We start from the raw sequence: 25,908 nt of genomic DNA on the forward strand, positions 1-25,908 counted from the left end.
GCGGCGCTGATGTGGGGCCTCCCCGGCATGACGTTGCTGCTGGTCGCCGTCGGCAGCTACGAGCTGGTGCAGAAGAGGCGCGGCAAGCGGTCCGGAACCCCGCTGGCCGGGGCCTACGCCGACGAGGTCACCGCGCTGTTCCACGGCACCAAGCGGATCGAGCTGGAACACCGCGACTCCACGTCGATGATGCGCGACGAGGAAGCCAACGGTGCACCAGCGCACGGCGTCGACCTGGACCGCAGGAAGATCATCCTGCGCCCGGAGAAACCCCGCTGATCAGGCCGCGGACTCGATGTCCTCGGGCTCCGCGGCCGCGACCTCGGCCTGCTTCGCCGCGCGGCGGCGGCGCTTCAGCCACACCGCCACGCCGATCGCGACGACCACGGCCACCAGCACCCAGCTCGCCCGCCCCAGCGCGTCCTCGATGTACTTGGCCGAGGCCCCGGCCAGCCAGCCGATGCTCACGTGCGTCGCGGACCACGCGATCGCCCCCACCAGGGAGGACAGCATGAACTTCGGGTAGGACATGCCGCTGGTCCCGGCCGCGGCGGGCATCATGGTGCGCACCACCGGCAGAAAGCGGCCCAGCAGCACCGCGCCGATCCCCCACTTCCGCAGCAGGTTCCCGGCCCGGTCCCAGTTGTGCTGGCCGAGCTTGCGGACGACCTTGGTCTCGCGCATCCGCAGCCGGTAGCGACGCCCCAGCCAGAACCCGATGTTGTCCCCGACCGCCGCGCACACCGCGACAACGCTGGCCAGCAGGAAGAAGAAGCCCAGATCGGTGACCGCGGCCGAGGCGATCAGCAGCCCGCTCTCGCCCGGCACCAGGAAACCCAGGCCGATGGTGCACTCGCCGAGCACGAGAGCGCCGGTCACCAGTACCAGAAGCGGCTTCGGCAGACTTCCGACAGCTGCCAGAACGTCGCTGATGAAGGTCACGGGGCGGGCTCCTCGGCGTGCAAGTCTTCGCGGACCCCTGTCACGCTACCGGCGTAACGGCGGCACGGTCTCCGTAATCCCCCCTAGCCGACCCTGAGACTGGGGTCACACCTTCGGTCAGGTGTAGCACCACTACCTGTGCAAACCCGATACGTCGGGATCACCGTGCGAAACCTGCCAGCAACACCCAGCAACGACCCGCGGCGAGCCGCTTTCCCCGCATCCGACTGCTGTTCTCCTGCGAGGCACCCGAAACCGCTTGCCCCAACACGACTGTCAGCAGGCCTTCACCCAGGAGCACTCCAGCGCGCCCTCGTCGACACGGGTGCGCGGATCGTCCCGCTGGACGCGCTGCTGCGGCACCTGCGGGCGGCCGTGCGGCTGGTCCTCGGCACCCCGGTACTCGGCGAGGCGGATCACGATCGCATCCTCCAGGTCCTTCGGGGAGTCGGACACGAAGTCGTTGAACACCACGGAGAACACCAGGTCCCGGCCGTTGGCCGCGGTGACGTAGCCGGACAGCGAGGTCACCCCGGTCAACGAACCCGTCTTGGCGTGCACGTTGCCCTCGGCCGCGGTCCCGGCCATCCGGTTGCGCAGCGTGCCGCCGACCATGCGGTCCGCGACCCCGGCGACCGGCAGCGAGTCGTACCAGGCGCGGAACCAGGGGCGCTGCTGCGCGTTGTCCAGCAGCACGGTCAGCTGCTCCGGCGTCACGTTGTCCATCGTGGACAGACCGGAGCCGTCGACCAGGCGGAGCACCTCCGGGGACATGCCCAGCCCGCGCAACTGCTCGGTCAGCACCGCCAGCCCGGCCGCCCAGCTCCCCTCCCCGCGGACCTCCCGGCCCATCGCCTTGACCAGCACCTCGGCGTGCCCGTTGTTGCTCAGCTTCAGGAACGGCACGAGCAGGTCGCGCAACGGCATCGACTGCCGCTCCGCCAGCACCCGAGCACCCTCCGGCGCCGTCCCCTCCCCCGCGTACCGCACCTGCACGCCGTGCGCGGCGAGCGCCCGGGCGAACAGGTCGGCGGCGTAGGCGGACGGGTCGGGCACCGTGGTGAAGTCCTCGACCGGTTCCGCCCCGACCGGCACCGATCCGCTCACCACGACCCGGTCCCCGCCGTGGTCGCGCTGGACCACCACATCCGGCTCACCGCCCTCGGCGGAGGTGGTCGTGCGGTTGTCGATCCGCACCACGTCGGTCTCCGGCTCCAGCCGGACCTCGGCGGGCTGCCCCTCCGCGGTCGGGCTCACCCGCACGATCGCGGTCCCGGCGTCGAAGTCGGTGTTGGGCGCGGCGGTCAGCGCCGAGATCCGCGCCGAGTAGTAGTAGGGCTCGTCGTCCCAGGCCCAGCCCGTGCCCAGCGGGACGTCGTCGAAGTAGGTGTCATCGGTGCGCAACCCGCCCTGCACGACGCGGATCCCGGCCGCCGCGACCTGCTCCGCGAGCCGGTCGTAGTCGGCGGCGAGCAGCGTCGGGTCCCCGGTTCCGCGCAGGTGCAGGTCACCGAGCAGCACCGGACCGGCCTGCCGGGCCCCGGTGAGCACCTCGGTGCGGAACCGGTGGTCCGGGCCCAGCGCCTCCAGCGCGGCGGCTGAGGTGAGCAGCTTGGCGTTGGACGCCGGGGTGGCCCGCGCGTCGGCCTGCCTGCTGTAGAGGACCTCGTCGGTGGCCGGGTCGCGGACCACCACGCCCGCGTGCGAACCGGCCAACCTCGGGTCGGCGAGGATCTCGTCGAGGTCGACGCGCAGCGCGTCCGGCCCGCTCGGGGCCGCACCGGATGGTGCGACCAGGGCCAGCGGCGCCCCCACCACGACGACCAACCCCAACGCCAGACCCCACCGTCGCCGCATCGCGCAGCTCCCTCGCCTCGACCGACCGGAGATCATGCAGCGTAAGCAGATCGACACGCACGGTCAACGGCTCGCGCGATCAGTGGAACCGCACCTCAATCCCCCTCACCCGCCGAGCACCGAGCCACGCCCCAGTCGGCCCCAGCCGCCCGGGGAATTCACAGTTTCAATTGAAACTGTACTTCGGGGTGACGGCCCGCAGTTTCAATTGAAACTGCGCATCACCGGCGTGTCGAGCGCACGACACGCCGGTGGTGCGTCGGTGCAGCGCCTTGGTGGAGGGTCAGCTGACGGCGATGGAGGTGGCCATGGCCAGCAGCGCACCGCCGCAGCACCGCTCGAAGGCCTTGCGGCGGCGCGGGTCGGCCAGCAGCGCCGCCAACCACCGCACCGACGGCACCACGATCAACCACCAGGCTGTGAAGCCGCCCACCGCGACCCCGCTGAGCAGCGCGGCCTGCGCCACCGGGTCGGCGGCCGGGTCCATCGCCTGCGGCAGCAGCGTCAGGAAGGTCAACATGACCTTGGGGTTGAGCACATCGGTCAGCAGTCCGCGCAGGAAGACCGCCCGCCCCGAGTTGGGCACCTCGACGGCGGGTTCACCACCGATGGCGGCGCCAGCCTTGCGCAGGATCTGGAAGCCCATCCAGGCCAGGTAGGCCACGCCGATCACCTTCACCACGAGCAACGCGGCCGGAACGGCGACCACCAGCGCGGACAGCCCCAGGGTCGCCGCCGTCGCGTGCACCAGCAGACCGCAGGTGGATCCCGCCGCGGCCAGCCAACCCCACCGCGCCCCGGTTGCCGCGTTGCGCGTGACCAGCACGAAATCGGGTCCGGGTACCACGACGATCACCAGCAGCGCCAGCAGGAACGGCCCCCAGGCGATGTGCACGACTCCTCCTCCGAAAGAAGTGGTTGGGAAGTGCGGCCATTTTCGGGTTTCCGTTCGCCTCCTCACCACCTGCGCCGTAAGATGTTCGGTTGTGCAGGACTTCGTAGAACTTGATTCGGTTGACTGGCGCATCCTGGAGGAGTTGCAGAACGATGCGACGCTGCCCAACCGGGTGCTCGCCGAGCGGGTCGGCCTGGCCGCCTCCAGCTGCCTGCAACGGGTCCGCCGCCTGCGGGAACAGGGCGTGATCACCGGGTCGCACATCGACGTCAACCCGGCCGCGACCGGGCTGGCGCTGGAGGCGGTGGTGGCGATCAACGTCCGCCCGCACACCCGGCAGGTGGTCGACCAGTTCCGCGAGTTCGTGATGAAGCAGCCGGAGACCCGCTCGCTGCTGCACGTCAGCGGCCAGGCCGACTTCCTGCTGCACGTGGCGGTGGCCGACACCAAGCACCTGCAGGAGTTCCTGGTGGACAAGGTGGCTTCCCGCACCGAGGTCCGCCACTTCACCAGCTCGATCGTCCTGGAACAGCTGCACACCAAGGCCCTGACCCCACCGCGCCACCTCCGTCCGAAGCGCCGCCGCCGCACCCAGTGAAGCGCCAGCGCAGCGGCACTCCCGTTGCGCTGCGGAACGCTGGGCACCAGGGTGGGTGGATCAAGGCACGTTCGACGCACCGCAGGAGGGCTGTCGTTGGCAGAGCAGGAGCAGGCTGATCGCGTGCTGGGGTTGGTCACCGACCCCGACATGCCCACACAGGTCGGTCAGCGCACCGCCGAGCGGACCACCGACTGGTTGAGCCGCCGCACGAACGAGCGCTGGACCATCGAAGTGCACTGCGATCCGCTCACCGCGGGCCACAACACCAGCGAGGACCTGCTCGACTCCGTCGACGCGCACCGGCGCGAGCGGAACTGGGACCTGGCGATCTGCCTGACCGACCTGCCGCTGCTGCTCGAGCGGCGGCCGCTGCTCGCCGACGTCAGCACCAAGCGCCGCGTCGCGCTCGTGTCGTTGCCCGCGCTCGGCGCGCTCCGGACCTACCACCGCACCTACCAGATGATGACGCGGCTGCTGGAGGACCTGCGGCAGGACAGCACCGAACGGCGGCCCCCGGTCGGCCCGGTGCACCGCGTGCAGCACGACGGCCCGGTGGACATCCGCTACACCACCGCCCGGGTGCGGGGCTGGCTGCGGCTGGTGTCCGGGATGGTCCGGGCGAACCGGCCGTGGCAGCTGGTCTGGGGCCTGTCCAGCGCGCTGGCGGCCGCGCTCGCCGCAGCCGGGTTCGGCCTGTTCACCTCGACGGTCTGGCAGCTCGGCGACGTGCTGAGCCCGCTGCGCGCGCTGACCACCACAGTCTTCGCGCTCGCCCTGATGACGGTGTGGCTGATCGCCGCGCACGGGTTGTGGGAGCGCGTCGGGCGGGGCGCGGTCCGGGACCGGCGGCTGGCGGTGCTCTACAACACCTCGACGATCACCACGCTGTCGTTGGGCGTGGCCTGCCTCTACGCCGTGGTCTACGTGGTGAGCCTCACCGGGGCGCTGGCCCTGATCGACGCGAGCGTCCTCGGGAAGATGCTCGGCCACCCCGCCGACGGAGCTGCCTACGCGCGCCTGGCGTGGATGGTCGCCTCGATGGCCATGATCGCCGGGGCGCTGGGGTCGAGCCTGGAAACCGACGCTGCGGTGCGCCAAGCCGCCTACGGCTACCGCGAGGAACGGCGGCGCGCCCAGCATGCCAAGGAGAAGGACCAGGAGGACTGACTGCCGCGCGAGTCAGCCGCCAACGCGCAGCAGGCCTTCCTGGACGACCGTGGCGACGAGCTGGCCGTCGCGGGAGAAGAACCGACCGGTGGCCAGGCCGCGGGCGCCGGAGGCGCTGGGCGAGGCGCAGTCGTAGAGCAGCCACTCGTCGGCGCGGAAGCGGCGGTGGAACCACATCGCGTGGTCCAGGCTCGCGCCGTTGACCTCGTCCAGGCCCCAGTACACGCCGTGCCGGGCGAGCACCGCGTCCAGCAGCGTCATGTCCGAGGCGAACGCCGCGATGCACACGTGCAGCAGGTCGTCGTCGGGCAGCACCCCGTCGGCGCGCATCCACACCTGGCTGCGGGCCTCGCGCGGCCCGCTCTCCCGGCTCACCCACGGTGGATCGGTCACGTAGCGCACGTCGATCGGGCGGGGCTGCGCGCGCCCGAGCTTGTCGATCAGCGAGCCGATCTGCTCGCCGAAGGTCGGCAGCGACTCCGGGTCCGGCACCTCCGGCATCGGCTCGGCGTGGTCGATGCCGCCCTCGTCGACCTGGAACGAGGCCGACAGCGAGAAGATCGCCTTGCCGCGCTGCACCGCCACCACCCGGCGGGTGGTGAACGAGCGCCCGTCACGGGTGCGGTCCACCTCGTAGACGATCGGGATGCTCGGGTCGCCGGGCCGAATGAAGTAGGCGTGCAGCGAGTGCACCCGCCGCTCCGGCGGGACCGTGCGACCGGCCGCGACCAGCGCCTGACCGGCGACCTGACCGCCGAACACGCGCACCGGCGAGGAGGCGGGGCTGACCCCGCGGAAGATGTTCTCCTCGATGCGCTCCAGGTCCAGCAGGGCCACCAGGTTGTCCAGCACCGGCTGGCCGTGCGGCATGCCGTTGACGTCCAGCGGGACGTCCCCCGGCAACCGGGTTCCCGCCGGGTCTGCGGCGGCGGCTCGGGCCGCTTCGGTCACTGCGAGCTCCTCAGGTCGTACGCCGGATCGGCCGGACGGGAGCGCCGGGTGGCTCCCGTCCGAAGGAACGGATCAGACGTGGTCTTCCTCGCCCAACCGGTGCACGCGGATGAGGTTGGTGGAACCGACCGTGCCGGGCGGCGAGCCCGCCACCACGACGACCATGTCACCGCGCTGCGAGCGGCCCAGGGACAGCATCGCCTGGTCCACCTGCCGCACCATCTGGTCCGTGGTGTCGACCTTAGGCACCAAGAACGTCTCGGTCCCCCAAGTGAGAGCGAGCTGACTCCGCACCGACTCCTCGGGGGTGAACGCCAGCAGCGGCAGCCTGGTGTGCAGGCGGGCCAACCGGCGCACGGTGTCACCGGACTGCGTGAAGGCCACCAGGGCCTTGGCGTTGAGGCGTTCGCCGATGTCACGCGCCGCGTAGGAGATCACGCCGCGCTTGGTGCGCGGGACGTGGCTCAGCGGCGGCGGTGCCGTCGACCCGGCCTCGACCGCTTCGACGATGCGCGCCATCGTCTGCACGGTCTCCACCGGGTAGCGGCCAACGCTGGTCTCGCCGGACAACATCACCGCGTCGGTGCCGTCGAGCACCGCGTTGGCGACGTCGGAGGTCTCCGCACGCGTCGGACGCGAGTTGTTGATCATGGAGTCCAGCATCTGGGTGGCGACGATGACCGGCTTGGCGTTCTCACGCGCGATCCGGATCGCCTTCTTCTGCACCAGCGGCACGTGCTCAAGGGGGAGCTCGACGCCGAGGTCACCACGGGCGACCATGACGCCGTCGAAGGCCAGCACGATGGCCTCCAGGTTGTCCACCGCTTCCGGCTTCTCCAACTTGGCGATCACCGGGACGCGGCGGCCGACCCGGTCCATGACCTGGTGCACCAGGTCGATGTCGGCCGGACTGCGGACGAAGGACAGCGCGATGAAGTCCACGCCCAGCTCCAGCGCGAACTCCAGGTCCTCGATGTCCTTCTCGGACAGCGCGGGCACCGAAACATCCATGCCCGGCAACGAGATTCCCTTGTGGTCCGAAACCGGACCACCCTCGGTCACCTCGCACACGACGTCGTTGTCCTCGACGTCGGTCACGACCAGCCCCACCTTGCCGTCGTCGACCAGGAGTCGGTCGCCGCTCTTGGCGTCGTTGGCGAGGCCCTTGTAGGTGGTGGACACCCGGTCATGGGTGCCCTGGACGTCGTCGACAGTGATGCGCACGATGTCGCCGGTCCGCCACTCGACCGGCCCGGCAGCGAACTTGCCGAGTCGGATCTTCGGTCCCTGCAGGTCGCCGAGGATGCCCACGGCGCGACCGGATTCCTTGGCCGCGGCCCGGACCATGTCGTAGACCTGCTGGTGATCGGCGTGGCTGCCGTGGCTGAAGTTCAGCCGGGCGACGTCCATTCCGCTGCTGACGAGCTCCGCCATCTTCTCCGGTGTGGCAGTGGCGGGGCCCATGGTACAAACGATCTTGGCTCGTCGACTCACATCATGCCAGCGTAGTCTGTTGACCGACGTGCGCAGCACGCGCCATGCCTCGGACAGGCCCGACGAGGAGATCGTTGCTGGATCATTACAGAACGCAGCTCACCCGGATACCGTTCGGGGTCGCGGTGGTGGCCAGCCTGCTCATCCTGTTCATGCCCGCCGCCGGGGTGCCGAGCGCGCCGCCCGGCACCGACAAGGTGGTGCACTTCGCGCTGTTCGCGGCCTTGGCGGCCACCGGCCGGATCGCCGGGTTCCCGACGATGAAGCTGCTGCCCGCGCTGGTCGGCTACGCGGCGGCCTCGGAGGTGCTGCAGGGCCTGCTGCCGATCGGCCGCAGCTGCGACGTGGTCGACGGGCTGGTGGACGTCGCGGGCGCGGCGGTCGGCTGGGCGGCCGCGGCCCTGCTGCGCAAGGTCAGCGGCGCTTCTTCCCGGTGACCCCGATGTGGTCGGCGCACCACTGGTTGAGCTCCCGCACCTGCGCCCAGGCCCGCCGGACCCGGTCCAGGCAGTCGCGTTCGTGCAGCGTGTCATCAGGTTCCCAGCGCTGGAACGCGTAGAGCGTGCGGTGCCGCAGCAGGTCCAACCGCGGGTGGTCGGCGGCGAAGCCGCGCGGACGGCTCCTGAGCTGGTCCCCGGCGACCTCCCAGCCTGACGCCACCAGGGCGTCCAGCAGCCGCCGCAGCTGCTCGCCGTGGATCTCGGCGTCCACGGCGGTGCGGAACCGGGCGAGCTGGTCGGATTCGGTGTGGAAGCACCCGCCGGCGACCATCAGCCCCGCCGCGCTGATCTCGACGTAGTAGGCGCCACCGCCGCGCCCCTGCTCGATCACGGCCCCGCAGTGCGTCTTGTACGGCGACTTGTCCCGGCTGAACCGCACGTCCCGGTGCGGCCGGAAGACCTTCCCCGTCCCGAAACCGGGCGCGAACTCGGGTTCCAGCTCGGCGATCAGCGCCTCCACCGGCGCCCGCACGTGCTCCCGGTAGAACGCCAGGTTGTCCTGCCAGAACGCCTTCGAGTTGTCCGCCTCCAGCCCGTCGAAGAACTCGACAGCCCCATCCCCGAAACCCTCGAACCGCACGGCACGAGCCTATCCCCCGCTCGCGCAGCGCCAGCCCACGGCATGATCACCCTAGGTGTGATCGCAATTACGCAACGTTCGTATGATGCGCGGCGATCTAGCTAGAGCTCACCCAAGACCAACAATCCAGTGACGACCAGGCAGGGGGACCTCCATGAGCCAGCCGTACGCACCGCAGCAGTACGCACCGCCGCCGCCGAAGGCCAAGTTCGGCGGCCTCGCGATCGCTGCGCTGGTGCTCGGGATCGTGGGAGTCGTCGGCTCGATCATCCCGATCCTGAACAACCTCACCGCGCTGGCCGCCCTCGTCGGGTTGGTGCTCGGCATCATCGCCCTCTTCGGGGACAAGAAGGTGATGGCGGGGATCGGGACCGGTTTGTGCGTGCTGGCCATCGTGGCCACGGTGGTGATCCAGGGGATGTTCGTCCGCGAGCTCGACAAGGCGCTCGGCACCAGCGTCGGGCAGGACGGCACGGTCGAGTCGACCGGCGAGCCGACCCGGCTGGAGTTCGGGCAGGCGCACAAGTGGTCCACCGGCGAGGTCATCTCGATCGCGCAACCCCAGCCCTACACGGAGTCGAACCAGTTCCTGCAGCCACCGGCCGGCAAGCGCTACGTCCAGCTCGAGGTGACGGTCCGCAACGAGAGCGACCGCGAGTACAACGTCATCACGTCGACCATCACCGCGCAGCACGGCGGCCGGGTCGCCCAGCAGCACTACATGGCGGGCGACCCGCTGCCGAACGCGCAGGTCCCGCCAGGCGGCGAGGTCACCTACACCGCAGTGTTCGAGATCGGCGCCGAACCTGGCGAGCTGCAGATCTCGGTGCAGCCCAGCCCGTTCGCCCAGGACACCGCGTTCTTCGTCGGCCAGGTCTGACACCGCGGTGCGGCGCGGTTCCCATTGGGTGGGGACGTCCAGCTCCAACGGGAACCGCGGTCCGGGTGTCCTCTCCCCGCTCGGCCGTGGGCACCTTCTCAACACTTCGACCGGACCAGGCGTTGAGGACCGTGCTCGCGGGGTTGCGTGCCCGGTAGCACCTTCACACGTCCGAGGGATAAGCCACTCAACCGGGTGACACGCCATGCGCGGGCGCAAGATCGCAGGTCAGCGGGCATTTCGGCGGTTAAGCTCGGGGCGTGGTCTCTACTGCGCGAGCCCGTGTGCGGGAGCCAGCGGGCAACCTCCCGGCCGACGTCACGAGCTTCGTCGGCCGGCGTCGTGAGATCACCCTCACCAAGCGGCTGCTGGCCGAATCCCGGGTCGTCACCCTCACCGGCCCCGGCGGCGTCGGCAAGACCCGGCTCGCCATCCGGGTCGCGGGCAACATGCGCCGCTCGTTCCGGGACAAGGCGTGGTGCGTCGAGCTGGAGGACGTGCGGGAGGGCTCGCTGGTCGTCGACGCGGTCATCGAGCAGCTGGGCATCGGCGGCCCGACCACGGGCGAGGACCTGGACACCGTCGTCGAGCAGCTCAAGAACCGCGAGCTGCTGCTCGTGCTGGACAACTGCGAGCACGTGGTCGAGGACGTCGCGCTGCTGGTCGACGCGGTGGTGCGGTGGTGCCCGGGCGTGCGGGTGCTGGCCACCAGCCGGCAGTCCCTCGGCGTCGCCGGGGAGGCCACCATGGTGGTCCCGCCGCTGCAGGTGCCCAACGTCGAGCACCTGCCGCCGCCGGAGGCCTACGAGCAGTTCGCCTCGGTCCGCCTGTTCATCGACCGGGCCCGGGCCGCCGTGCCCGAGTTCGAGGTGACCAGCGACAACGCCGCCGCGCTGATGCGGCTGTGCTCCCACCTCGACGGCAACCCGCTGGCGATCGAACTGGCCGCGGTGCGGTTGCGCTCGCTGTCCCTGCAGCAGCTGGAGGAACGCCTCGCCGAGCGGTACGACCTGCTCACCGAGGGCCGCCGCGGCGCCCCGGCGCGGCAGCAGACGCTGCGCGCGCTGATCGACTGGAGCTACGAACTGGCCTCCGACCAGGACCGGTTGGCGTGGGCGCGGATGTCGGTGTTCTCCGGCACCTTCGACCTGGCCGCCGCCGAGCACGTGGTCGGCAACGGCCTGTCCGACACCGACGTGCTGAGCGCGGTCCACTCGCTGGTGGACAAGTCCGTGCTGCTGCGCGAGGAGGACGGCGGCGAGGCGCGCTTTCGGCTGCCGCGCGCGCTGCGCGAGTACGGGCAGGACAAGCTCGAGGAGTTCGGCGAGCTGGCAGCCGTCCGGCAGCGGCACCTGGCGTGGTTCAGCGACCTCGCCGGGCGCTTCGCCGCCGACTGGATCGGCCCCGACCAGATCGCCTGGGTGCAGCGGCTGCGCAACGAGCAGAGCAACCTGCGGACCGCGCTGCGGACCGCAGCGTCGAGCCCGGACACCGCGGGCGTGGCGTTGGGCATGGCCACCGACCTGTGGCAGTACTGGGTCATCCGCGGGCTCAACGCCGAAGCCCGCCACTGGCTGGACCAGGTGCTCTCCTGCGCTCCGCGCGAGGTGCCCGAGCGGGTGCGCGCGTTGCGGGTCAGCGCCTGGTTCGCGTTGCTGCACGGCGACCTGGACACCGTGCGGTCAACGCTGGAGCAGGCGACGGTGCTGGCCACGCAGCGCGGCGAGGAGTCCGAGAAGCCGTACCTGGCGCTGGTGCGCGGCCTCACGGCGTTCGCGGGCAACGACACCTCCCGGGCGGTCTCGCTGGTCGAGGACGCGCTGGGGCAGTTCCGCAAGCGCGAGTCGCTGCCCGGCGAGCTGTTCGGGCTCTTCGGGCTCGGCATGGTCAAGGGGCTCAACGGCGAGCACGAGGCCGGTCTGCAGCTGCTCGCCGAGTGCGTCCGGCTGTCCACCGAGCACGGCGAGCTGTACTGGCGCTCCTACGCGCTGTGGGCATCTGCGCAGGTCGAGGCCCTGCGCGGGGAGCTCGAGCGGGGCGAGGCCGCGGCCAAGAAGGCGATCCGGCTGCAACGGCAGCTGGACAACCGGCTGGGCATCGCGTTCAGCATCGACACCCTCGCCTGGATCGCCCAGCAGCAGGGCAAGTACGACCGCGCCGCCCGGTTGTTCGGCGCGGCTTCCTCGGTCTGGGACGTCGTGAGCGCCACACCCGGCTTCTGGGCCCGGTTCGCCACCGACCACGAGGAGCACCAAGCGCAGACCCGCACCGCGCTGGGCGAGGAGGCCTTCCAGGACGCCTTCGACCGGGGCCGCGAGCTGTCCGTGCAACACATCATCGACTTCGCGCTGGAGGCCAAGCGGCACGCGCGGGTGCGCACCGAGGAGAACGTGCACCCGATGCCGCTGACCCGGCGCGAGCGGCAGATCGCGGACCTCGTGGCGCAGGGCAACACGAACAAGGAGATCGCCGAGAACCTGGTGATCGCCCAGCGCACCGTGGAAGGCCACGTGCAGAACATCCTGACCAAGCTGGACTTCTCCTCGCGCGCGCAGATCGCCGGGTGGGTGGCCGCGCAGCGCACCGCGAGCGAAGCGGGCGAAACCGCCCCGCGCTGAGGCTCCCCGGTCCCCCTTGCTGGCTTGATCGGCCGGGCACTAGGGTCGCCGCCGGACGTCCTCGCTGATCTGGGTGCTCGACGTCGACCAACGGCGATCAACCTCGGGTAATCTTCACGTTGAGTAGCCAATATCCCGCTTTGAGTCCTCCATTCGGACGAATCTAGGTATCCAAGTACGTGCAATCCTCGGTGCGCGTGCACTCTCCGTGCTGGAGTCTGGGGCCTCGTGACCCCCGAACCGATTTCCCCCGACAACCGAACCCCCGACGACCGAGAACCCCGGCCGACCGGTTGGCACCGTTGGGAGAGGGCGGTGCCGAACACGGCGAGCTGGCTGCGCGCGGCGTTCCTCGGCGAGACCCCCGGCCGCCAGCACCGCGTCCCCCCGAAGACGCGGGCGCTGCAGCTCGGCACCGCGGCAGCCGCCTTCGGCGTGCTGGGCGTGGTCGCTGGCTTCAGCGGCCCCCAGGCCCAGCAGCCCGCGGTGCGGACCGCGGCCGTGGTCACCCCCATCGACCAGGCCGTCCCGCTCCAGCCGGAGCCCGCCGCCGCCCCCGAACCGGCCCCGGCCGCGCCGCCCGCCCCCGAGGCCGCGCCCGCGCCGGAAGCCGCTCCCGTCCCGGAGCAGTCGCCGGTCGAGCAGAAGCCCGCCGACCAGGTCGGCGCCTGGATCAACGAGGCGATCAGCGTCCTGGAGAAGAACGGGGTCTCCCGCGACCAGGTCGACGCCGAGGCGATCCGGGTGATCATCATGCACGAGTCCAACGGCGACCCGACCGCCACCAACAGCTGGGACTCCAACGCCGCGGCCGGGACCCCGTCGATCGGCCTGATGCAGACCATCGAGCCGACCTTCGAGTCCTTCGCGCTGCCCGGGCACGAGGACATCTACGACCCGGTGGACAACATCATCGCGGCCACCCGCTACGCGATCTCGCGCTACGGCTCGGTCGGCGACGTCCCCGGCGTCTCCGGCGTCCGCTCCGGCGGCAGCTACCTCGGCTACTGACCCAACCCCGCAGACCTCAGGGAACACCCGATCCCCGAGACCCCCCGACGCCCACCGGCGTGCCGACCCCCGACGGCACGCCGGTGGCGCCCCGCCTGTCCCGGCACCCTGAGCCTCCCCCCGTCCGGCCCAGGGACCACCAGGCCGCAGTTTCAATTGAAACTGCGAACCGCAGGCACGGGGAGTCGCAGTTTCAATTGAAACTGCGGTCTCCCGGGGTGGCGGTGATGCCAGCCGCGGCTCGCGGGGCCGGGGTGCTCGTGAGACCGGCGAGGGTTCCCTCCAGGGCTTCGGCGACCAGCTCGCGCATGGCCTCCTCGGCCCTCGCCCGGTCGCCGCTGCGGATGCACTCGGCGATCTCGCAGTGCAGGCGGACGGCGACCGGGCGCGGGTGCTCCGGCATCAGGCCGTGCCCGGTCCGCCAGCGCAGCAGCTCCTCGACGACCTCGTGCAGCTGGGCGAACATCTCGTTGCCCGACGCCCGCAGCACCAGCCGATGGAACTCCACGTCGGCCGCCATGAAGGTGTCCAGGTCACCGGCGCGCGCAGTGGCGACCATCCGCTCGGAGAGCGCGACCAGCCGGGCCGCGTCCTCGTCGGCGGCGCGCAGGGCGGCGGCGGCCGCGGCGATCGGTTCGACGGCCGTGCGCAGCTCCGCCAGGGTCTTCAGCTGCGCGGTGCGGTCGGCCGCCAGCAGCCACCGGATGAGCTGCGGGTCGAAGGCGTTCCAGTCCTCGCGGGGGCGGACCACGATGCCGACCCGCTGGCGGCCGACGACCAGCCGGATCGAGGCCAGGCTGCGCACGACCTCGCGGGCCACGCTGCGGGAGATGCCGAACCGCTGTTCCATCTCGTCGGTGCGCAGCACGCTCCCGGGCGGGTGGACACCAGCTGCGATCTCGCGCCCCAGCACGTCCAGGACCTTGCCGTGCAGCCCGCCGCCCATGTCGCCCCTCTCGCCGTTGAACGCCCCCAAACATAGGCCGCCGACCACGGGTGACCGGGACAACAAGCATACTTAATCGGTCCACATGGCAATAAAGTCATACTTATTGCTTAGGCTGTGCCGCGCACCAGCTGCTCAACGAGGAGCCCTCAATGCCAACCAGCCTTTCCGGCAGCCTCGCCGCCGCCCTCGCCCAGGCCCCGCAAGCCGGCGCGTGGACCGCGCACGACACCCGCCTGCTCATCGCGGCCCTGGCCGGTATCGCCGTCATCGTCGTGCTGATCAGCTGGGCGAAGCTGCACCCGTTCCTGTCGCTGGCCCTGGGCGCGACCACGCTCGGCGTGGTGGCCGGGATGCCGTTCGGCGACCTGGTCTCGACCTTCACCGAAGGCCTCGGCGGAACCGTCGGCGACGTCGGCCTGCTGGTCGCGCTGGGCGCGATGCTCGGCAAGCTGCTCACCGACACCGGCGGCGCCGAGCAGGTCGTGGAGACGGTCCTGCGCCGCACCACCAGCCGCACCCTGCCGTGGGCGATGGTGTTCATCGCCGCGCTGCTGGGGCTGCCGATGTTCTTCGAGGTCGGCGTCGTGCTGCTGGTCCCGGTGGTGGTCATGGTCGCCAGCCGCTCCGACCAGCCGATGCTGCGCATCGGCATCCCGGCGCTGGCCGGGCTGTCGATCCTGCACGGCCTCGTGCCGCCGCACCCGGGCCCGCTCGCCGCGGTGGATGCGCTGAACGTCGACCTCGGCGTCACCCTGGCACTGGGCGTGGTGGTGTCCATCCCGACCGCGATCGTCGCCGGTCCGGTGTTCGGATCCTTCATCGCCAAGCGCGTGCAGCTGCCCCCGGCCACCCACGTGCTCGGCAAGTCGGCCGAGACCACCCCGGAGAAGCGGCCGAGCTTCTTCGCCGCGGTCGCCATGCTGCTGCTGCCCGTCGTGCTGATGCTCGGCAAGTCCGTGGCCGACCTGGCGCTGACCGAGGGCAGCCTCGGCTACCAGGTGCTGGACACCGTCGGCACGCCGGTCGTGGCCATGATGCTGACCGTGCTGATCGCCATCGTGGTGCTCGGCACCGGTGCCCGGTTCAGCCGCAACCGGCTGTCCGAGGTGGTCGGCGGCTCGCTGCCCGCGATCGCCGGGATCATCCTGATCGTCGGCGCTGGCGGTGGCTTCAAGCAGACCCTGGTCGACTCCGGGGTGAACAACATGATCACCGACCTGGCCAGCGGAGCGCACCTCTCGCCGCTGGTGCTGGGCTGGCTGATCGCGGTCGGCATCCGGGTCGCCACCGGTTCGGCCACGGTGGCCACCATCTCGGCGGCCGGGATGGTCGCGCCGATGGTGGCGGGCCTGCCGCCGACGCAGGGCGCGCTGGTCGCGCTGGCCATCGGTTCCGGCTCGCTGTTCCTCTCGCACGTCAACGACGCGGGGTTCTGGCTGGTCAAGGAGTACTTCGGGATGACCGTCGGGCAGACCCTGAAGACCTGGTCGGCAATGGAGACGCTGCTGTCGGTGGTCTCGTTCGGCGTGATCCTGGGGCTGTCCGCGCTGCTCTGAGGTCGTGAGCGGCGATGGTGGCAAGAGCAACCACCGCCGCTCACGAGTCGGGGACGGGCACTGCGCGCGGTATATTGGTGGGTCGGGCCCCGGAGTCGGGCTTCCCCCATCCCCAGGCACGAGGTGGCGCAATTGTCCAACGCCCGATCCGATCGGGATGCCGTCCGCGCGCAGGAGATCGCAGCCGAGCAGCAGTACCTCACCGTGCTGTACGACAAGCTCGACGCCCTGCGGCAGGAGACCACCCAGCGGTTGAAGGACACGCTTCGCGACAGCGGTGGTCCGCCGCAGGCGCGCACCGAGCGCGACATCTCCACCAGGATGTACACCGACAAGCTCACCCAGCTCAGCGCGGTGGAACACGGGATGTGCTTCGGGCGGCTGGACCTGGACAGCGGTGAGACCTTCCACGTCGGTCGGCTCGGCCTGTTCGACGAGGACAACGAGTACGAGCCGCTGCTGCTGGACTGGCGCGCCCCGGCGGCCAGGCCGTTCTACCTGGCCACCGCCGCCGCGCGCGACGGGGTGCGCCGTCGGCGGCACCTGCGCACCAGCTGGCGCAAGGTCCTGGACTACGAGGACGAGGTGCTCGACCTCGACGCCGCCGAGCAGGGCAGCGACCTCGGGCTGGCCGGGGAGGCGACGCTGCTGGCGCGGCTGGACGCCCGCCGGACCGGGCAGATGCAGGACATCGTCGCCACCATCCAGGGCGAGCAGGACCGCATCATCCGCGCCGGGATGAACGGCGTGCTGGTGGTGCAGGGCGGCCCGGGTACCGGCAAGACCGCCGTGGCGCTGCACCGCGCGGCCTACCTGCTCTACACGTTCCGCGAGCAGCTGTCCAAGCGCGGGGTGCTGGTCGTCGGCCCGAACGAGACGTTCCTGCGCTACATCGGCCAGGTGCTGCCCTCCCTCGGCGAGACCGGCGTGCTGCTGTCCACTGTGGGCGGCCTGTACCCGGGGATCACCGCGACCGGTGGGGAATCCGCGCGGGCGGCGGAGATCAAGGGGCGCGAGAGCATGGTGGAGGTGCTCACCGCGGCGGTCCGCGACCGCCAGCAGGTGCCCGCCGACCACGTCGAGGTCACCTTCGACCGCGAGCCGCTGCGCATCGACCGCAAGACCGCAACCCAGGCCCGCACCCGCGCGCGCCGCTCCCGCAAGCCGCACAACCTGGCTCGCCGGGTCTTCCGCAACGAGATGTTCTCCGCGCTGACCCTGCAGGTCGCCGACCGGCTCGGCCGCGACCTACTCGACCGGCGGGACCTGGACGAGATCAACGTGGAGCTGCGCGGCGACCCGGAGGTGGACCGGGCGCTCGACGAGCTCTGGCCGGAGATCACCCCGCAGCAGCTGCTCGACGAGCTGCTCAGCTCACCGGACCGGCTGGCTTCGGCGACCCGCAAGCACCTCGACGACGACGAGCGCGACGAGCTGCTGCGAGCCGAGGGCGCGCCGTGGACCCCGGCGGACGTGCCGCTGCTGGACGAGCTCGCCGAGCTGCTCGGCGAGGACGATGCGCAGGCCCGCGCGGAGCGCGAGCGCCAGGAGCGCGAAGAACTCGCCTACGCCCAAGGCGTCCTGCACATCATGGAGCAGGACGAGGAGATCGCCGACGAGGAGCGGCTGCGGGTCTCCGACGTGCTCGACGCGGAGCTGCTGGCGGAGCGCTTCCGCTCTCGCAGCGACCTGACCGCCGCCGAACGCGCCGCCGAGGACCGCACCTGGACCTTCGGGCACGTGATCGTGGACGAGGCCCAGGAGTTGTCGCCGATGGCGTGGCGGGTGCTGATGCGCCGCTGCCCGAGCCGGTCGATGACGCTGGTCGGCGACGTCGCCCAGACCGGCGCGCTGGCCGGGGCGAACACCTGGCACGACGTCCTGCACCCCTACGTCCAGGACCGCTGGAAGATGGTCGAGCTGACCGTCAACTACCGCACCCCGGCGGAGATCATGGCGGTGGCCGCCGAGGTGCTGTCCGAAATGGACACCGACCTGGACGCGCCGACCTCGGTGCGCACCAGCGGCCACCAGCCCTGGGCCCGCCGCGTCGACGACCTGGCGAGCGCCTTGCCGGACGCGGTCACCGCGGAACTGCGGGAGATCGACGAGGGCCGCCTCGCGGTCCTGATGCCGCCGCAGGTGCTGGCCGAGCTCGGCCCGCAGCTGGCGGAGTCGCTACCGGAGGCCGCCACCGGCACCCGCCCCGACGACCTGGACTCCCCAGCGGTCCTGCTGACCGTGGAGCAGGCCAAGGGCCTGGAGTTCGACTCGGTCCTCCTGGTGGAACCGGCGGCGGTCGCCGAGCAGTCCGAACGAGGCCTCAACGACCTCTACGTGGCCCTCACCCGAGCAACCCAACGCCTCGGCGTCCTCCACACCGAAGCCCTCCCCGAGGTCCTGCGCGGCATCGGAACGCCGTGAGCACTTCGTGGAGCCGCAGCGAGGGGGTTGGCCAGACCCGGCCGGAGCAGACCGGCCCACCGCTGCACGGGAACTGGTGACTCGCGGGGCTACAGCTTCGCGGCGATCTCCACCGCCGCGGCCTTGACGCCGTCGCGGGCCTCGTCCGCAGGCATCCGCACCTCGTCCTGCCAGAACCAGTAGGTCTTGTCCGACCCGCTGTACTCGACCTCGACCACCTGGGTGCCCTTGCGGAACACGAGCGTCGCGACGCGGCGGTCACCCGAGTTCCACTCGTACAGGTAAGCCTGGTCCCACGGCCCGGCGAGCTCGGTCAGGCCCTCGTCCGGGTCCGGGGGTCGAACCTCGGCGCCGGTGGACGACGCAACGCTGGAGAGATCAACGTTGTTGAGAGCCAGGGTGTGCGCACCGCGCGCCCAGCCGAGGTAGCGCTCGGCCTGGAGCACCGGGTCGAGTCCGGCCGACATCTCCCGAGCGAGATACCCCTCGACGGTGTCGAACTCGTCGAGCTGCGCGGCGAGTTCGACCTCGAGGTGGTCCTCGAGCTCGGCGTCGAGGTACTCGTTGGCCTCGAGACCCCGGCTGAAGTCCAGGTAGTCGACGACCAGTTCACGCTCGTCGCTCCCGTCCAGCCCCCATTCCGGGCCGAATTCGCAGCGCCTGTTGCCCGACCCCGGTTCCCCACCGCACCCCTTCTCCGACGACGTGTGCAGCTTGATCAGGGTCTCTTGGCCAGGCGCGGGGATGTTCGGTGAGATCGGCTCCCGCCGCGGTTCCCCGCCGGTCGGAATGCCGACGGGCTCGGTGACCTGCTGGTGCATGAACCAGAAGTACCCGCCGCCCGCCAGGACGAGCGACACCACCGCGATGATCGAGTACCGGTGGAACCGCCGCTTCGATGAACGCATGTGCGGAGGTTATCCGCGCGATCCGCCCGGCACCGCGGTTTCGACCAAGCTGTCGCGCAGGCCTCCAGCGCGACTGGTGACGCCCCGTCCGCCCTGGCTGACCAGCCGATATCACCAGCGCGGTCCGCAGGACCCCGGGCAGTGGGGAGGAGGTCAGGCGAGGTGCTCCTGCTCCGGGGCGGGAGCGCCCACTGCGGTACCGGCACGAGCGGGCACCCGCGAAAAGGGCGCCTCCTACCAGGGATCTGGCGGGAGGCGCCCTTCGGGTCAGCAGGTCAGACCGCCAGGGGCAGAGCCGTGGGGTGGACCGGGGACGGCAGTTCGGAGGCGCCGGTGAGGTGGGCGTCCACCGCGTTGGCCACCGAGCGGCCTTCGGCGATCGCCCACACCACCAGGGAGGCGCCTCGGTGGGCGTCGCCGCAGACGAAGACGCCCGGGGCGGTCGTCTCCCAGTTGGAGCCGCAGCCGATCGTGCCCCGCTTGGTCAGGTCGATGCCCAGGCCGTCCAGCAGCGGCATGTGCTCGACGCCCTCGAAACCGATCGCCAGCAGCGCCAGGTCGCAGGGCAGCTCCTCGACTTCGTCGGACACCGGCACCACCTGGCGGCGGCCGTTCTCGTCGCGCTGCACCTTCACGTGGCGCAGGCGGACCACGCGCACGTTGCCCTCGTCGTCGCCGACGAACGACTCGATCGCCACCGCGAACCTGCGCTCCCCCGCCTCCTCGTGCGCCGGGTAGGTGCGCAGGATGTACGGCCAGGTCGGCCACGGCGAGCGGTCGTCGTCACGGGAGGTCGGCGGCTGCGGGTAGTTGTCCAGCTGGGTCACCGACAGCGCGCCCTGGCGGGTCGCGGTGCCGTAGCAGTCCGCGCCGGTGTCACCGCCGCCCAGGATGATGACGTGCTTGCCCCGCGCCGTGATCGACGCCGGGCCGTCACCCTCGCACTCCTTGTTCGCCGGGACCAGGTGCTCCATCGCCAGGTGCACGCCGTTGAGCTCGCGGCCCGGGACCGTGGTGTCGTCGCGGCCGCGCAGCGCGCCCACCGCCAGCACCACCGCGTCGTGGCCGGCCCGCAGGTCCTCGACCGACAGGTCCACGCCGACCTCGCAGCCGGTGATGAACCTCGTGCCCTCGTCGCGCATCTGCGCCAACCGCCGGTCCAGGACGGACTTCTCCATCTTGAACTCGGGGATGCCGTAGCGCAGCAGGCCACCGATGCGGTCGTCGCGCTCGTAGACGGTCACCTCGTGCCCGGCGCGGGTCAGCTGCTGGGCCGCGGCCAGCCCCGCCGGACCGGACCCGACCACGGCCACCCGCTTGCCGGTGTGCTCCTCGGCCACCTGCGCGGTGACGTACTCGTTCTCCCAGCTGACCTCGGCGATGGTCTCCTCGACCCGCTTGATGGTCACCGCGCCGCCCGCGTCCGGGGAGATCGCCAGCACGCAGGCCGCCTCGCACGGGGCGGGGCACAACTTGCCGGTGAACTCCGGGAAGTTGTTGGTGGCGTGCAGCCGGTCGCTGGCCGCCTCCCAGCGGCCGCGGCGCACCATGTCGTTCCACTCCGGGATCAGGTTGCCCAGCGGGCAACCAGCCGAACCGGAGTGGCAGAACGGGATGCCGCAGTCCATGCAGCGCGCGGCCTGCGTCGCGACCTGCTCGTTGCGGTCCTCCGCGGACAGCGCCGCGTAGACCTCCCGCCAGTCGCCCAGCCGGTCGTCGGTGGGGCGCTTGGGGGCCTCGGCCCGGGTGTGCTTCAGGAATCCCCTCGGGTCAGCCACGGGAAGCCTCCATGATCGCCTCGTCGATGTCCCGGCCCTCGATCCTGGCCATCCGCATGGCCTCCAGGACCCGCTGGTAGTCGCGCGGCATCACCTTGCGGAACGCCGCCGAGCGCCGCGGCCAGTCGCCCAGCAGCGAGGCCGCCACCGCCGAACCGGTCAGCTCGTGGTGCCGCTGCACGACCTCCTGCAGCCACTTCAGCTCCTTGGCGCTGGGCCGCTGCAGGTCCACCATCGCGGTGTTCACCCGCACCGGGTCCAGGTCCAGCACGTAGGCGATGCCGCCCGACATGCCCGCGCCGACGTTGCGGCCAGTGCCACCCAGCACCACCGCGCGACCGCCGGTCATGTACTCGAAGGCGTGGTCACCGGCGCCCTCCGCGACCAGCAGCGCACCGGAGTTGCGGACGCCGAAGCGCTCGCCGACCTTGCCGCGCAGGAAGACCTCCCCGCTGGTCGCGCCGTAGCCGATCACGTTGCCCGCGATCACCTGGTCCTCGGCGGCGAACGCCGAATCCGGGTGCGGGCGCACCACGATCCGCCCGCCGGACAGGCCCTTGCCGACGTAGTCGTTGGCGTCGCCGACCATGTCCAGCGTGACGCCCGGCGGCAGGAACGCGCCCAGCGACTGCCCGGCCGAACCCTCCAACTGCACGTGGATGGTGTCGGCGGGCAGCCCGGCACCGCCGTAGCGGCGGCTGACCTCGGCACCCAGCAGCGTGCCGACGGTGCGGTTGACGTTGCGCACCGGCAGCTGCAGCTTCACCGGGCGGGCGTCCTCCAGCGCCGCCTCGGCGAGCTGGATCAGCGTGCGGTCCAGCGCCCGGTCCAGGCCGTGGTCCTGCTCGCGGACCCGGCGCCGCACCGGCGAGTACGGGGTCCGCGGTTCGGCGAACACCGGGGCCAGGTCCAGGCCGCGGGCCTTCCAGTTCCGCACCGCCTCGTCCACGCCGAGCGAGGAGACCTGGCCGATCGCCTCGTCCAGGGTGCGGAAGCCCAGCTGCGCCAGGTACTCGCGCACCTCCTGGGCGATGAACTCGAAGAAGTTCACCACGTGGTCGACCTGGCCGGTGTAGCGCTTGCGCAGCTCCGGGTTCTGGGTGGCCACGCCCACCGGGCAGGTGTCGAGGTGGCAGACGCGCATCATCACGCAGCCCTCGACCACCAGCGGCGCGGTGGCGAAGCCGTACTCCTCGGCACCCAGCAGCGCGGCCACCACGACGTCGCGACCGGTCTTGAAGCCGCCGTCGACCTGCACCGTGATGCGGTCCCGCAGGCCGTTGAGCAGCAGGGTCTGCTGGGTCTCGGCCAGCCCGACCTCCCACGGCGTGCCCGCGTGCTTCAGCGAGGTCAGCGGCGCCGCACCGGTGCCACCGTCGTGACCGGAGATCAGCACCACGTCCGCGTGCGCCTTGGACACGCCCGCCGCGACCGTGCCGACGCCGATCTCGGAGACCAGCTTGACGTGCACGCGGGCGTGCTCGTTGGCGTTCTTCAGGTCGTGGATCAGCTGCGCCAGGTCCTCGATCGAGTAGATGTCGTGGTGCGGCGGCGGCGAGATCAGCCCCACCCCCGGCGTCGAGTGCCGGGTCTTGGCCACCCACGGGTACACCTTGTGGCCGGGTAGCTGGCCGCCCTCACCGGGCTTGGCGCCCTGCGCCATCTTGATCTGGATGTCCGAGGCGTTGACCAGGTACTCGCTGGTCACGCCGAACCGGCCGGAGGCGACCTGCTTGACCGCCGAGCGCCGCTCCGGGTCGTAGAGCCGGTCGACGTCCTCGCCGCCCTCACCGGAGTTGGACTTGCCGCCGATGCGGTTCATCGCGATCGCCAGCGTCTCGTGCGCCTCGGCCGAGATCGCGCCGTAGCTCATCGCGCCGGTGGAGAACCGCTTCATGATCTCCGAGATCGGCTCGACCTCGTCGATGTCGATCGGTTCCCGGCCGCTCTCCAGCCTGAACAGCCCGCGCAGCGTGCCGCCCTCGGCCGCCAACCGGTCGCACTCCGCGGTGTACTCGCGGAACACGTCGTACTTGCCGGTCTTGGTGGAGTGCTGGAGCAGGAACACCGTCTCCGGGGTGAACAGGTGCAGCTCGCCCTCGCGGCGGTAGGCGTAGTCGCCACCGACCTCCAGCTTGCGGTGCACCCGCTCGGTCGGGTTGTCCGGGTAGGCGCGGCGGTGCCGCTGCGCGACCTCCTCGGCCAGCTCGTCCAGCCCGACGCCGTCCAGCTTGGAGGTGGTGCCCTCGAAGTACTCGCCGACCAGGTCGCCGGACAGGCCCACGGCCTCGAAGACCTGCGCGGCGGTGTAGGCGCCGACGGTGGAGATGCCCATCTTGGACATCACTTTCAGCACGCCCTTGACCAGTGCCTGCACGTAGTTGCGGATCGCCACCTTCGGCCGGAAGCCGGTGATCTGCCCGGTGGCGATCATGTCCTCGATGGTCTCGAACGCCAGGTACGGGTTGACCGCCGCGGCGCCGTAGCCGAGAAGCGTGGCGATGTGGTGCACCTCGCGGGCGTCGCCGCTCTCCACCACCAGCGCCACCCGCAGCCGCTCCTTGGTCCGCACCAGGTGCTGGTGCACCGCGGAGACCAGCAGCAACGACGGGATCGGCGCCATCCGGTGGTCGGAGTCGCGGTCGGAGAGCACCAGCACGCGCGCACCGGCGGCGATCGCCTCGGAGGCCTCCTCGCGGATCCGCTCGATGGCGTCGGCCAGCGCCGCGCCCCCGCCGCCCACCTCGTAGAGGCCGGACAGCACCGCGGAGGAGAAGCCGGGCAGGTCGCCGTCGTCGTTGACGTGGATGAGCTTGGCCAGCTCGTCGTTGTCGATGACCGGGTTGGGCAGCACGATGTGCCGGCAGGACGCCGCCGACGGCGTCAACAGGTTCTGCTCCGGGCCCATCACGCGCGCCACCGAGGTGACGATCTCCTCGCGGATGGCGTCCAGCGGCGGGTTCGTGACCTGCGCGAACTGCTGCACGAAGTAGTCGTAGAGCATCCGCGAGCGCTGCGAGAGCACGGCGGGCGGGGTGTCCGCGCCCATCGAGCCCAGCGGCTCACCACCGCTGGTGGCCATCGGCGCCAGCAGCAGGTTCAGCTCCTCCTCGGTGTAGCCGAAGGCCAGCTGGCGGCGCACCACGGACTCGTGGGTGTGCACCACGTGCTCGCGGTCGGGCAGCTCGTCGAGGTTGAGCAGCCCGGCGTGCAACCACTCCTCGTAGGCGTGCTCGCTGGCCAGCTCGGACTTGATCTCCTCGTCGTCGACGATGCGGCCCTGCGCGGTGTCGATCAGGAACATCCGGCCCGGCTGCAGCCGGCCCTTGGCCACCACCTCGGACGGGTCGACGTTGAGCACGCCGGTCTCGCTGGCCAGCACCACCCGGTCGTCGGCGGTGCGCCACCAGCGCGCCGGGCGCAGGCCGTTGCGGTCCAGCACCGCGCCGACCAGCGAACCGTCGGTGAAGGTGACGCAGGCCGGGCCGTCCCACGGCTCCATCAGGCTGGCGTGGAACTGGTAGAACGCCTTGCGCTTGGGGTCCATCTCGGCGTGGTTCTCCCACGCCTCCGGCACCATCATCAGCACCGCGTGCGGCAGGCTGCGACCGCCCAGGTGCAGCAGCTCCAGCACCTCGTCGAAGGACGCGGAGTCCGAGCCGTCCTCGGCGCAGATCGGGTACAGCCGGGACAGCTCGCCGGGGATCAGGTCGGAGGCCAGCAGCGCCTCGCGGGCCCGCATCCGGTTGCGGTTGCCGCGGATGGTGTTGATCTCGCCGTTGTGCGCCACGTAGCGGAACGGGTGGGCCAGCGGCCACGACGGGAACGTGTTGGTGGAGAACCGGCTGTGCACCAGCCCGATCGCGCTGACCAGCCGCTCGTCGGTGAGGTCCGGGAAGAACGCGGGCAGCTGCTCGGTGGTCAGCATGCCCTTGTAGACCATGGTGCGGCTGGACAGCGACGGGAAGTAGAGGTCCAGGCCCTCCTTCGCCGCGGCCCGCTCAGCGCGCTTGCGCAGGCAGAAGGCCAGGCGGTCCAGCTCGACGCCCGCCTCGTCGCCCAGCCCGGCGACCAGCAGGGTCGCGAAGTGCGGCATGCACTTCAGCGCCGTGGTGCCCACACCCGCCTCCTCGGGGGTGATCGGCACGTCGCGCCAGCCCAGCACGCGCAGCCGCTCCTCGGCCGCGACCTGCTCGACCAGCTCGACCGCGCGGCGGCGCTGCTCAGGGTCGGCGGGCAGGAACGCCATGCCCGCGGCGTAGCGGTGCTGCCCGGCCGCGTCGGCCTGCGGCAGCTCGACCCCGGCTTCGGCGCGCAGCAGCTCGTCCGGGAGCTGGACCAGGATGCCCGCACCGTCACCGCTGGTCGGCTCGGCGCCAGCGGCTCCTCGGTGCTCCAGGTTCGCCAGCGCGGTCAGCGCATCGGCGACGATTCCGTGGGAGCGGCGTCCGCGGATGTCGGCGACCATGGCGACACCGCAGGAATCCTGCTCCGCAGCCGGGTCGTACAGGCCCTGGGCTGCTGGGACGGCGGAGAAGACCACTGCGCAGACCTCCCTCGTCATTTCTCGTGCTGGAAGCAGACGGCCGGAGCGGTCCGACTTCACCTCTGGGCACGGGACGACGCTGGCCCGCAGATTTCTCCCGGTGTCGCGACAGAAGTTTTCGGGCCCTGGAAAGCCCGCTCGCGACCGGAGCGTTCAGGGAACTTTAACAGCCACGATACCCGGAAGCAGCACTCCAGAAGTGATGCTGACCATCTTGTTGTAACGCACCCGTGTGGGTTACGGAACGCGGC

Annotated in this window: 19 protein-coding genes; 9 read left to right on the top strand and 10 right to left on the bottom strand. The window is 71.1% G+C overall.

Features of this window, described 5'->3' with window-relative positions; genetic code table 11:
- Positions 1-9 precede the first annotated feature (9 nt).
- Positions 10-279: a DUF6191 domain-containing protein gene (locus ABT324_RS24630; protein WP_351182107.1), complete on the top strand. Its 270-nt coding sequence runs from the start codon at positions 10-12 to the stop codon at positions 277-279.
- Here ABT324_RS24630 and ABT324_RS24635 read toward each other — a convergent pair whose 3' ends face one another.
- From ABT324_RS24635 to ABT324_RS24645, 3 genes are all read right to left on the bottom strand, one after another.
- A complete protein-coding gene (locus tag ABT324_RS24635) occupies positions 280-879 on the bottom strand; it encodes a DedA family protein (protein ID WP_351182110.1) in 600 nt (199 codons plus the stop codon).
- A gap of 339 nt (positions 880-1,218) precedes the next feature.
- Entirely contained in the window at positions 1,219-2,799 is a 1,581-nt protein-coding gene (dacB, locus tag ABT324_RS24640) for a D-alanyl-D-alanine carboxypeptidase/D-alanyl-D-alanine endopeptidase (RefSeq protein WP_351182113.1), read from the bottom strand.
- Positions 2,800-3,082: 283 nt separating this feature from the next.
- Positions 3,083-3,694, bottom strand: coding sequence for a LysE family translocator (locus tag ABT324_RS24645; protein WP_351182116.1), 612 nt, complete (start codon positions 3,692-3,694; stop codon positions 3,083-3,085).
- Between the two features lie 91 nt (positions 3,695-3,785).
- Here ABT324_RS24645 and ABT324_RS24650 point away from each other — a divergent pair, with 91 nt between their 5' ends.
- Both ABT324_RS24650 and ABT324_RS24655 read left to right on the top strand, forming a co-directional pair.
- Positions 3,786-4,292 (top strand): Lrp/AsnC family transcriptional regulator, encoded by a 507-nt coding sequence (locus ABT324_RS24650; protein WP_351182119.1) that lies wholly within the window; start codon positions 3,786-3,788, stop codon positions 4,290-4,292.
- Positions 4,293-4,388: 96 nt separating this feature from the next.
- Entirely contained in the window at positions 4,389-5,462 is a 1,074-nt protein-coding gene (locus tag ABT324_RS24655; protein WP_351182122.1) for a 5,10-methylene-tetrahydrofolate dehydrogenase, read from the top strand.
- A 12-nt stretch (positions 5,463-5,474) separates the two neighbouring features.
- On the opposite strand, the gene tesB is transcribed toward ABT324_RS24655, so the two are convergent.
- Both tesB and pyk read right to left on the bottom strand, forming a co-directional pair.
- Positions 5,475-6,413, bottom strand: a complete 939-nt coding sequence (tesB, locus tag ABT324_RS24660; protein WP_351182125.1) for an acyl-CoA thioesterase II — start codon at positions 6,411-6,413, stop codon at positions 5,475-5,477.
- Between the two features lie 72 nt (positions 6,414-6,485).
- Positions 6,486-7,907 (bottom strand): pyruvate kinase, encoded by a 1,422-nt coding sequence (pyk, locus tag ABT324_RS24665; RefSeq protein ID WP_351182246.1) that lies wholly within the window; start codon positions 7,905-7,907, stop codon positions 6,486-6,488.
- Positions 7,908-7,981: 74 nt separating this feature from the next.
- Between pyk and ABT324_RS24670 the strand changes: the two genes are divergently transcribed.
- Positions 7,982-8,344 carry a VanZ family protein gene (locus tag ABT324_RS24670; protein ID WP_351182128.1) on the top strand — a complete coding sequence of 121 codons (363 nt, stop codon included), beginning with the start codon at positions 7,982-7,984 and terminating at the stop codon, positions 8,342-8,344.
- Here ABT324_RS24670 and ABT324_RS24675 read toward each other — a convergent pair.
- On the bottom strand, positions 8,322-8,987 hold the full coding sequence (locus ABT324_RS24675) for a DUF2461 domain-containing protein (RefSeq protein WP_351182131.1): 666 nt from the start codon (positions 8,985-8,987) through the stop codon (positions 8,322-8,324). The genes ABT324_RS24670 and ABT324_RS24675 overlap by 23 nt on opposite strands.
- A gap of 154 nt (positions 8,988-9,141) precedes the next feature.
- Here ABT324_RS24675 and ABT324_RS24680 point away from each other — a divergent pair, with 154 nt between their 5' ends.
- The 3 genes from ABT324_RS24680 (at position 9,142) to ABT324_RS24690 (ending at position 13,496) form a co-directional block, all read left to right on the top strand.
- Positions 9,142-9,867 carry a DUF4190 domain-containing protein gene (locus ABT324_RS24680; protein WP_351182133.1) on the top strand — a complete coding sequence of 242 codons (726 nt, stop codon included), beginning with the start codon at positions 9,142-9,144 and terminating at the stop codon, positions 9,865-9,867.
- 260 nt (positions 9,868-10,127) lie between these two features.
- Complete coding sequence (locus tag ABT324_RS24685; RefSeq protein ID WP_351182136.1) at positions 10,128-12,485, top strand: ATP-binding protein; 2,358 nt, start codon at positions 10,128-10,130, stop codon at positions 12,483-12,485.
- A 315-nt stretch (positions 12,486-12,800) separates the two neighbouring features.
- Complete coding sequence (locus ABT324_RS24690; RefSeq protein WP_351182139.1) at positions 12,801-13,496, top strand: transglycosylase SLT domain-containing protein; 696 nt, start codon at positions 12,801-12,803, stop codon at positions 13,494-13,496.
- A gap of 193 nt (positions 13,497-13,689) precedes the next feature.
- On the opposite strand, the gene ABT324_RS24695 is transcribed toward ABT324_RS24690, so the two are convergent.
- Entirely contained in the window at positions 13,690-14,442 is a 753-nt protein-coding gene (locus ABT324_RS24695) for a FadR/GntR family transcriptional regulator (RefSeq protein ID WP_351182142.1), read from the bottom strand.
- 152 nt (positions 14,443-14,594) lie between these two features.
- Here ABT324_RS24695 and ABT324_RS24700 point away from each other — a divergent pair, with 152 nt between their 5' ends.
- Both ABT324_RS24700 and ABT324_RS24705 read left to right on the top strand, forming a co-directional pair.
- Positions 14,595-16,001, top strand: a complete 1,407-nt coding sequence (locus ABT324_RS24700) for a GntT/GntP/DsdX family permease (protein WP_351182145.1) — start codon at positions 14,595-14,597, stop codon at positions 15,999-16,001.
- A gap of 132 nt (positions 16,002-16,133) precedes the next feature.
- A complete protein-coding gene (locus ABT324_RS24705; protein ID WP_351182148.1) occupies positions 16,134-18,425 on the top strand; it encodes a HelD family protein in 2,292 nt (763 codons plus the stop codon).
- An 89-nt stretch (positions 18,426-18,514) separates the two neighbouring features.
- Here the strand turns inward: ABT324_RS24705 and ABT324_RS24710 are convergent, their stop codons facing one another.
- From ABT324_RS24710 to gltB, 3 genes are all read right to left on the bottom strand, one after another.
- The gene (locus tag ABT324_RS24710; protein WP_351182151.1) at positions 18,515-19,333 is read right to left on the bottom strand and encodes a hypothetical protein; all 819 of its coding nucleotides are present in this window, start codon (positions 19,331-19,333) and stop codon (positions 18,515-18,517) included.
- A gap of 275 nt (positions 19,334-19,608) precedes the next feature.
- On the bottom strand, positions 19,609-21,111 hold the full coding sequence (locus ABT324_RS24715; protein ID WP_351182154.1) for a glutamate synthase subunit beta: 1,503 nt from the start codon (positions 21,109-21,111) through the stop codon (positions 19,609-19,611).
- Entirely contained in the window at positions 21,104-25,654 is a 4,551-nt protein-coding gene (gene gltB, locus ABT324_RS24720; RefSeq protein ID WP_351182249.1) for a glutamate synthase large subunit, read from the bottom strand. The genes ABT324_RS24715 and gltB overlap by 8 nt, the downstream gene beginning before the upstream one ends.
- Between the last annotated feature and the right edge of the window lie 254 nt (positions 25,655-25,908).

Source organism: Saccharopolyspora sp. NPDC000359, assembly GCF_040300525.1.
Classification (GTDB): Bacteria; Actinomycetota; Actinomycetes; order Mycobacteriales; family Pseudonocardiaceae; genus Saccharopolyspora.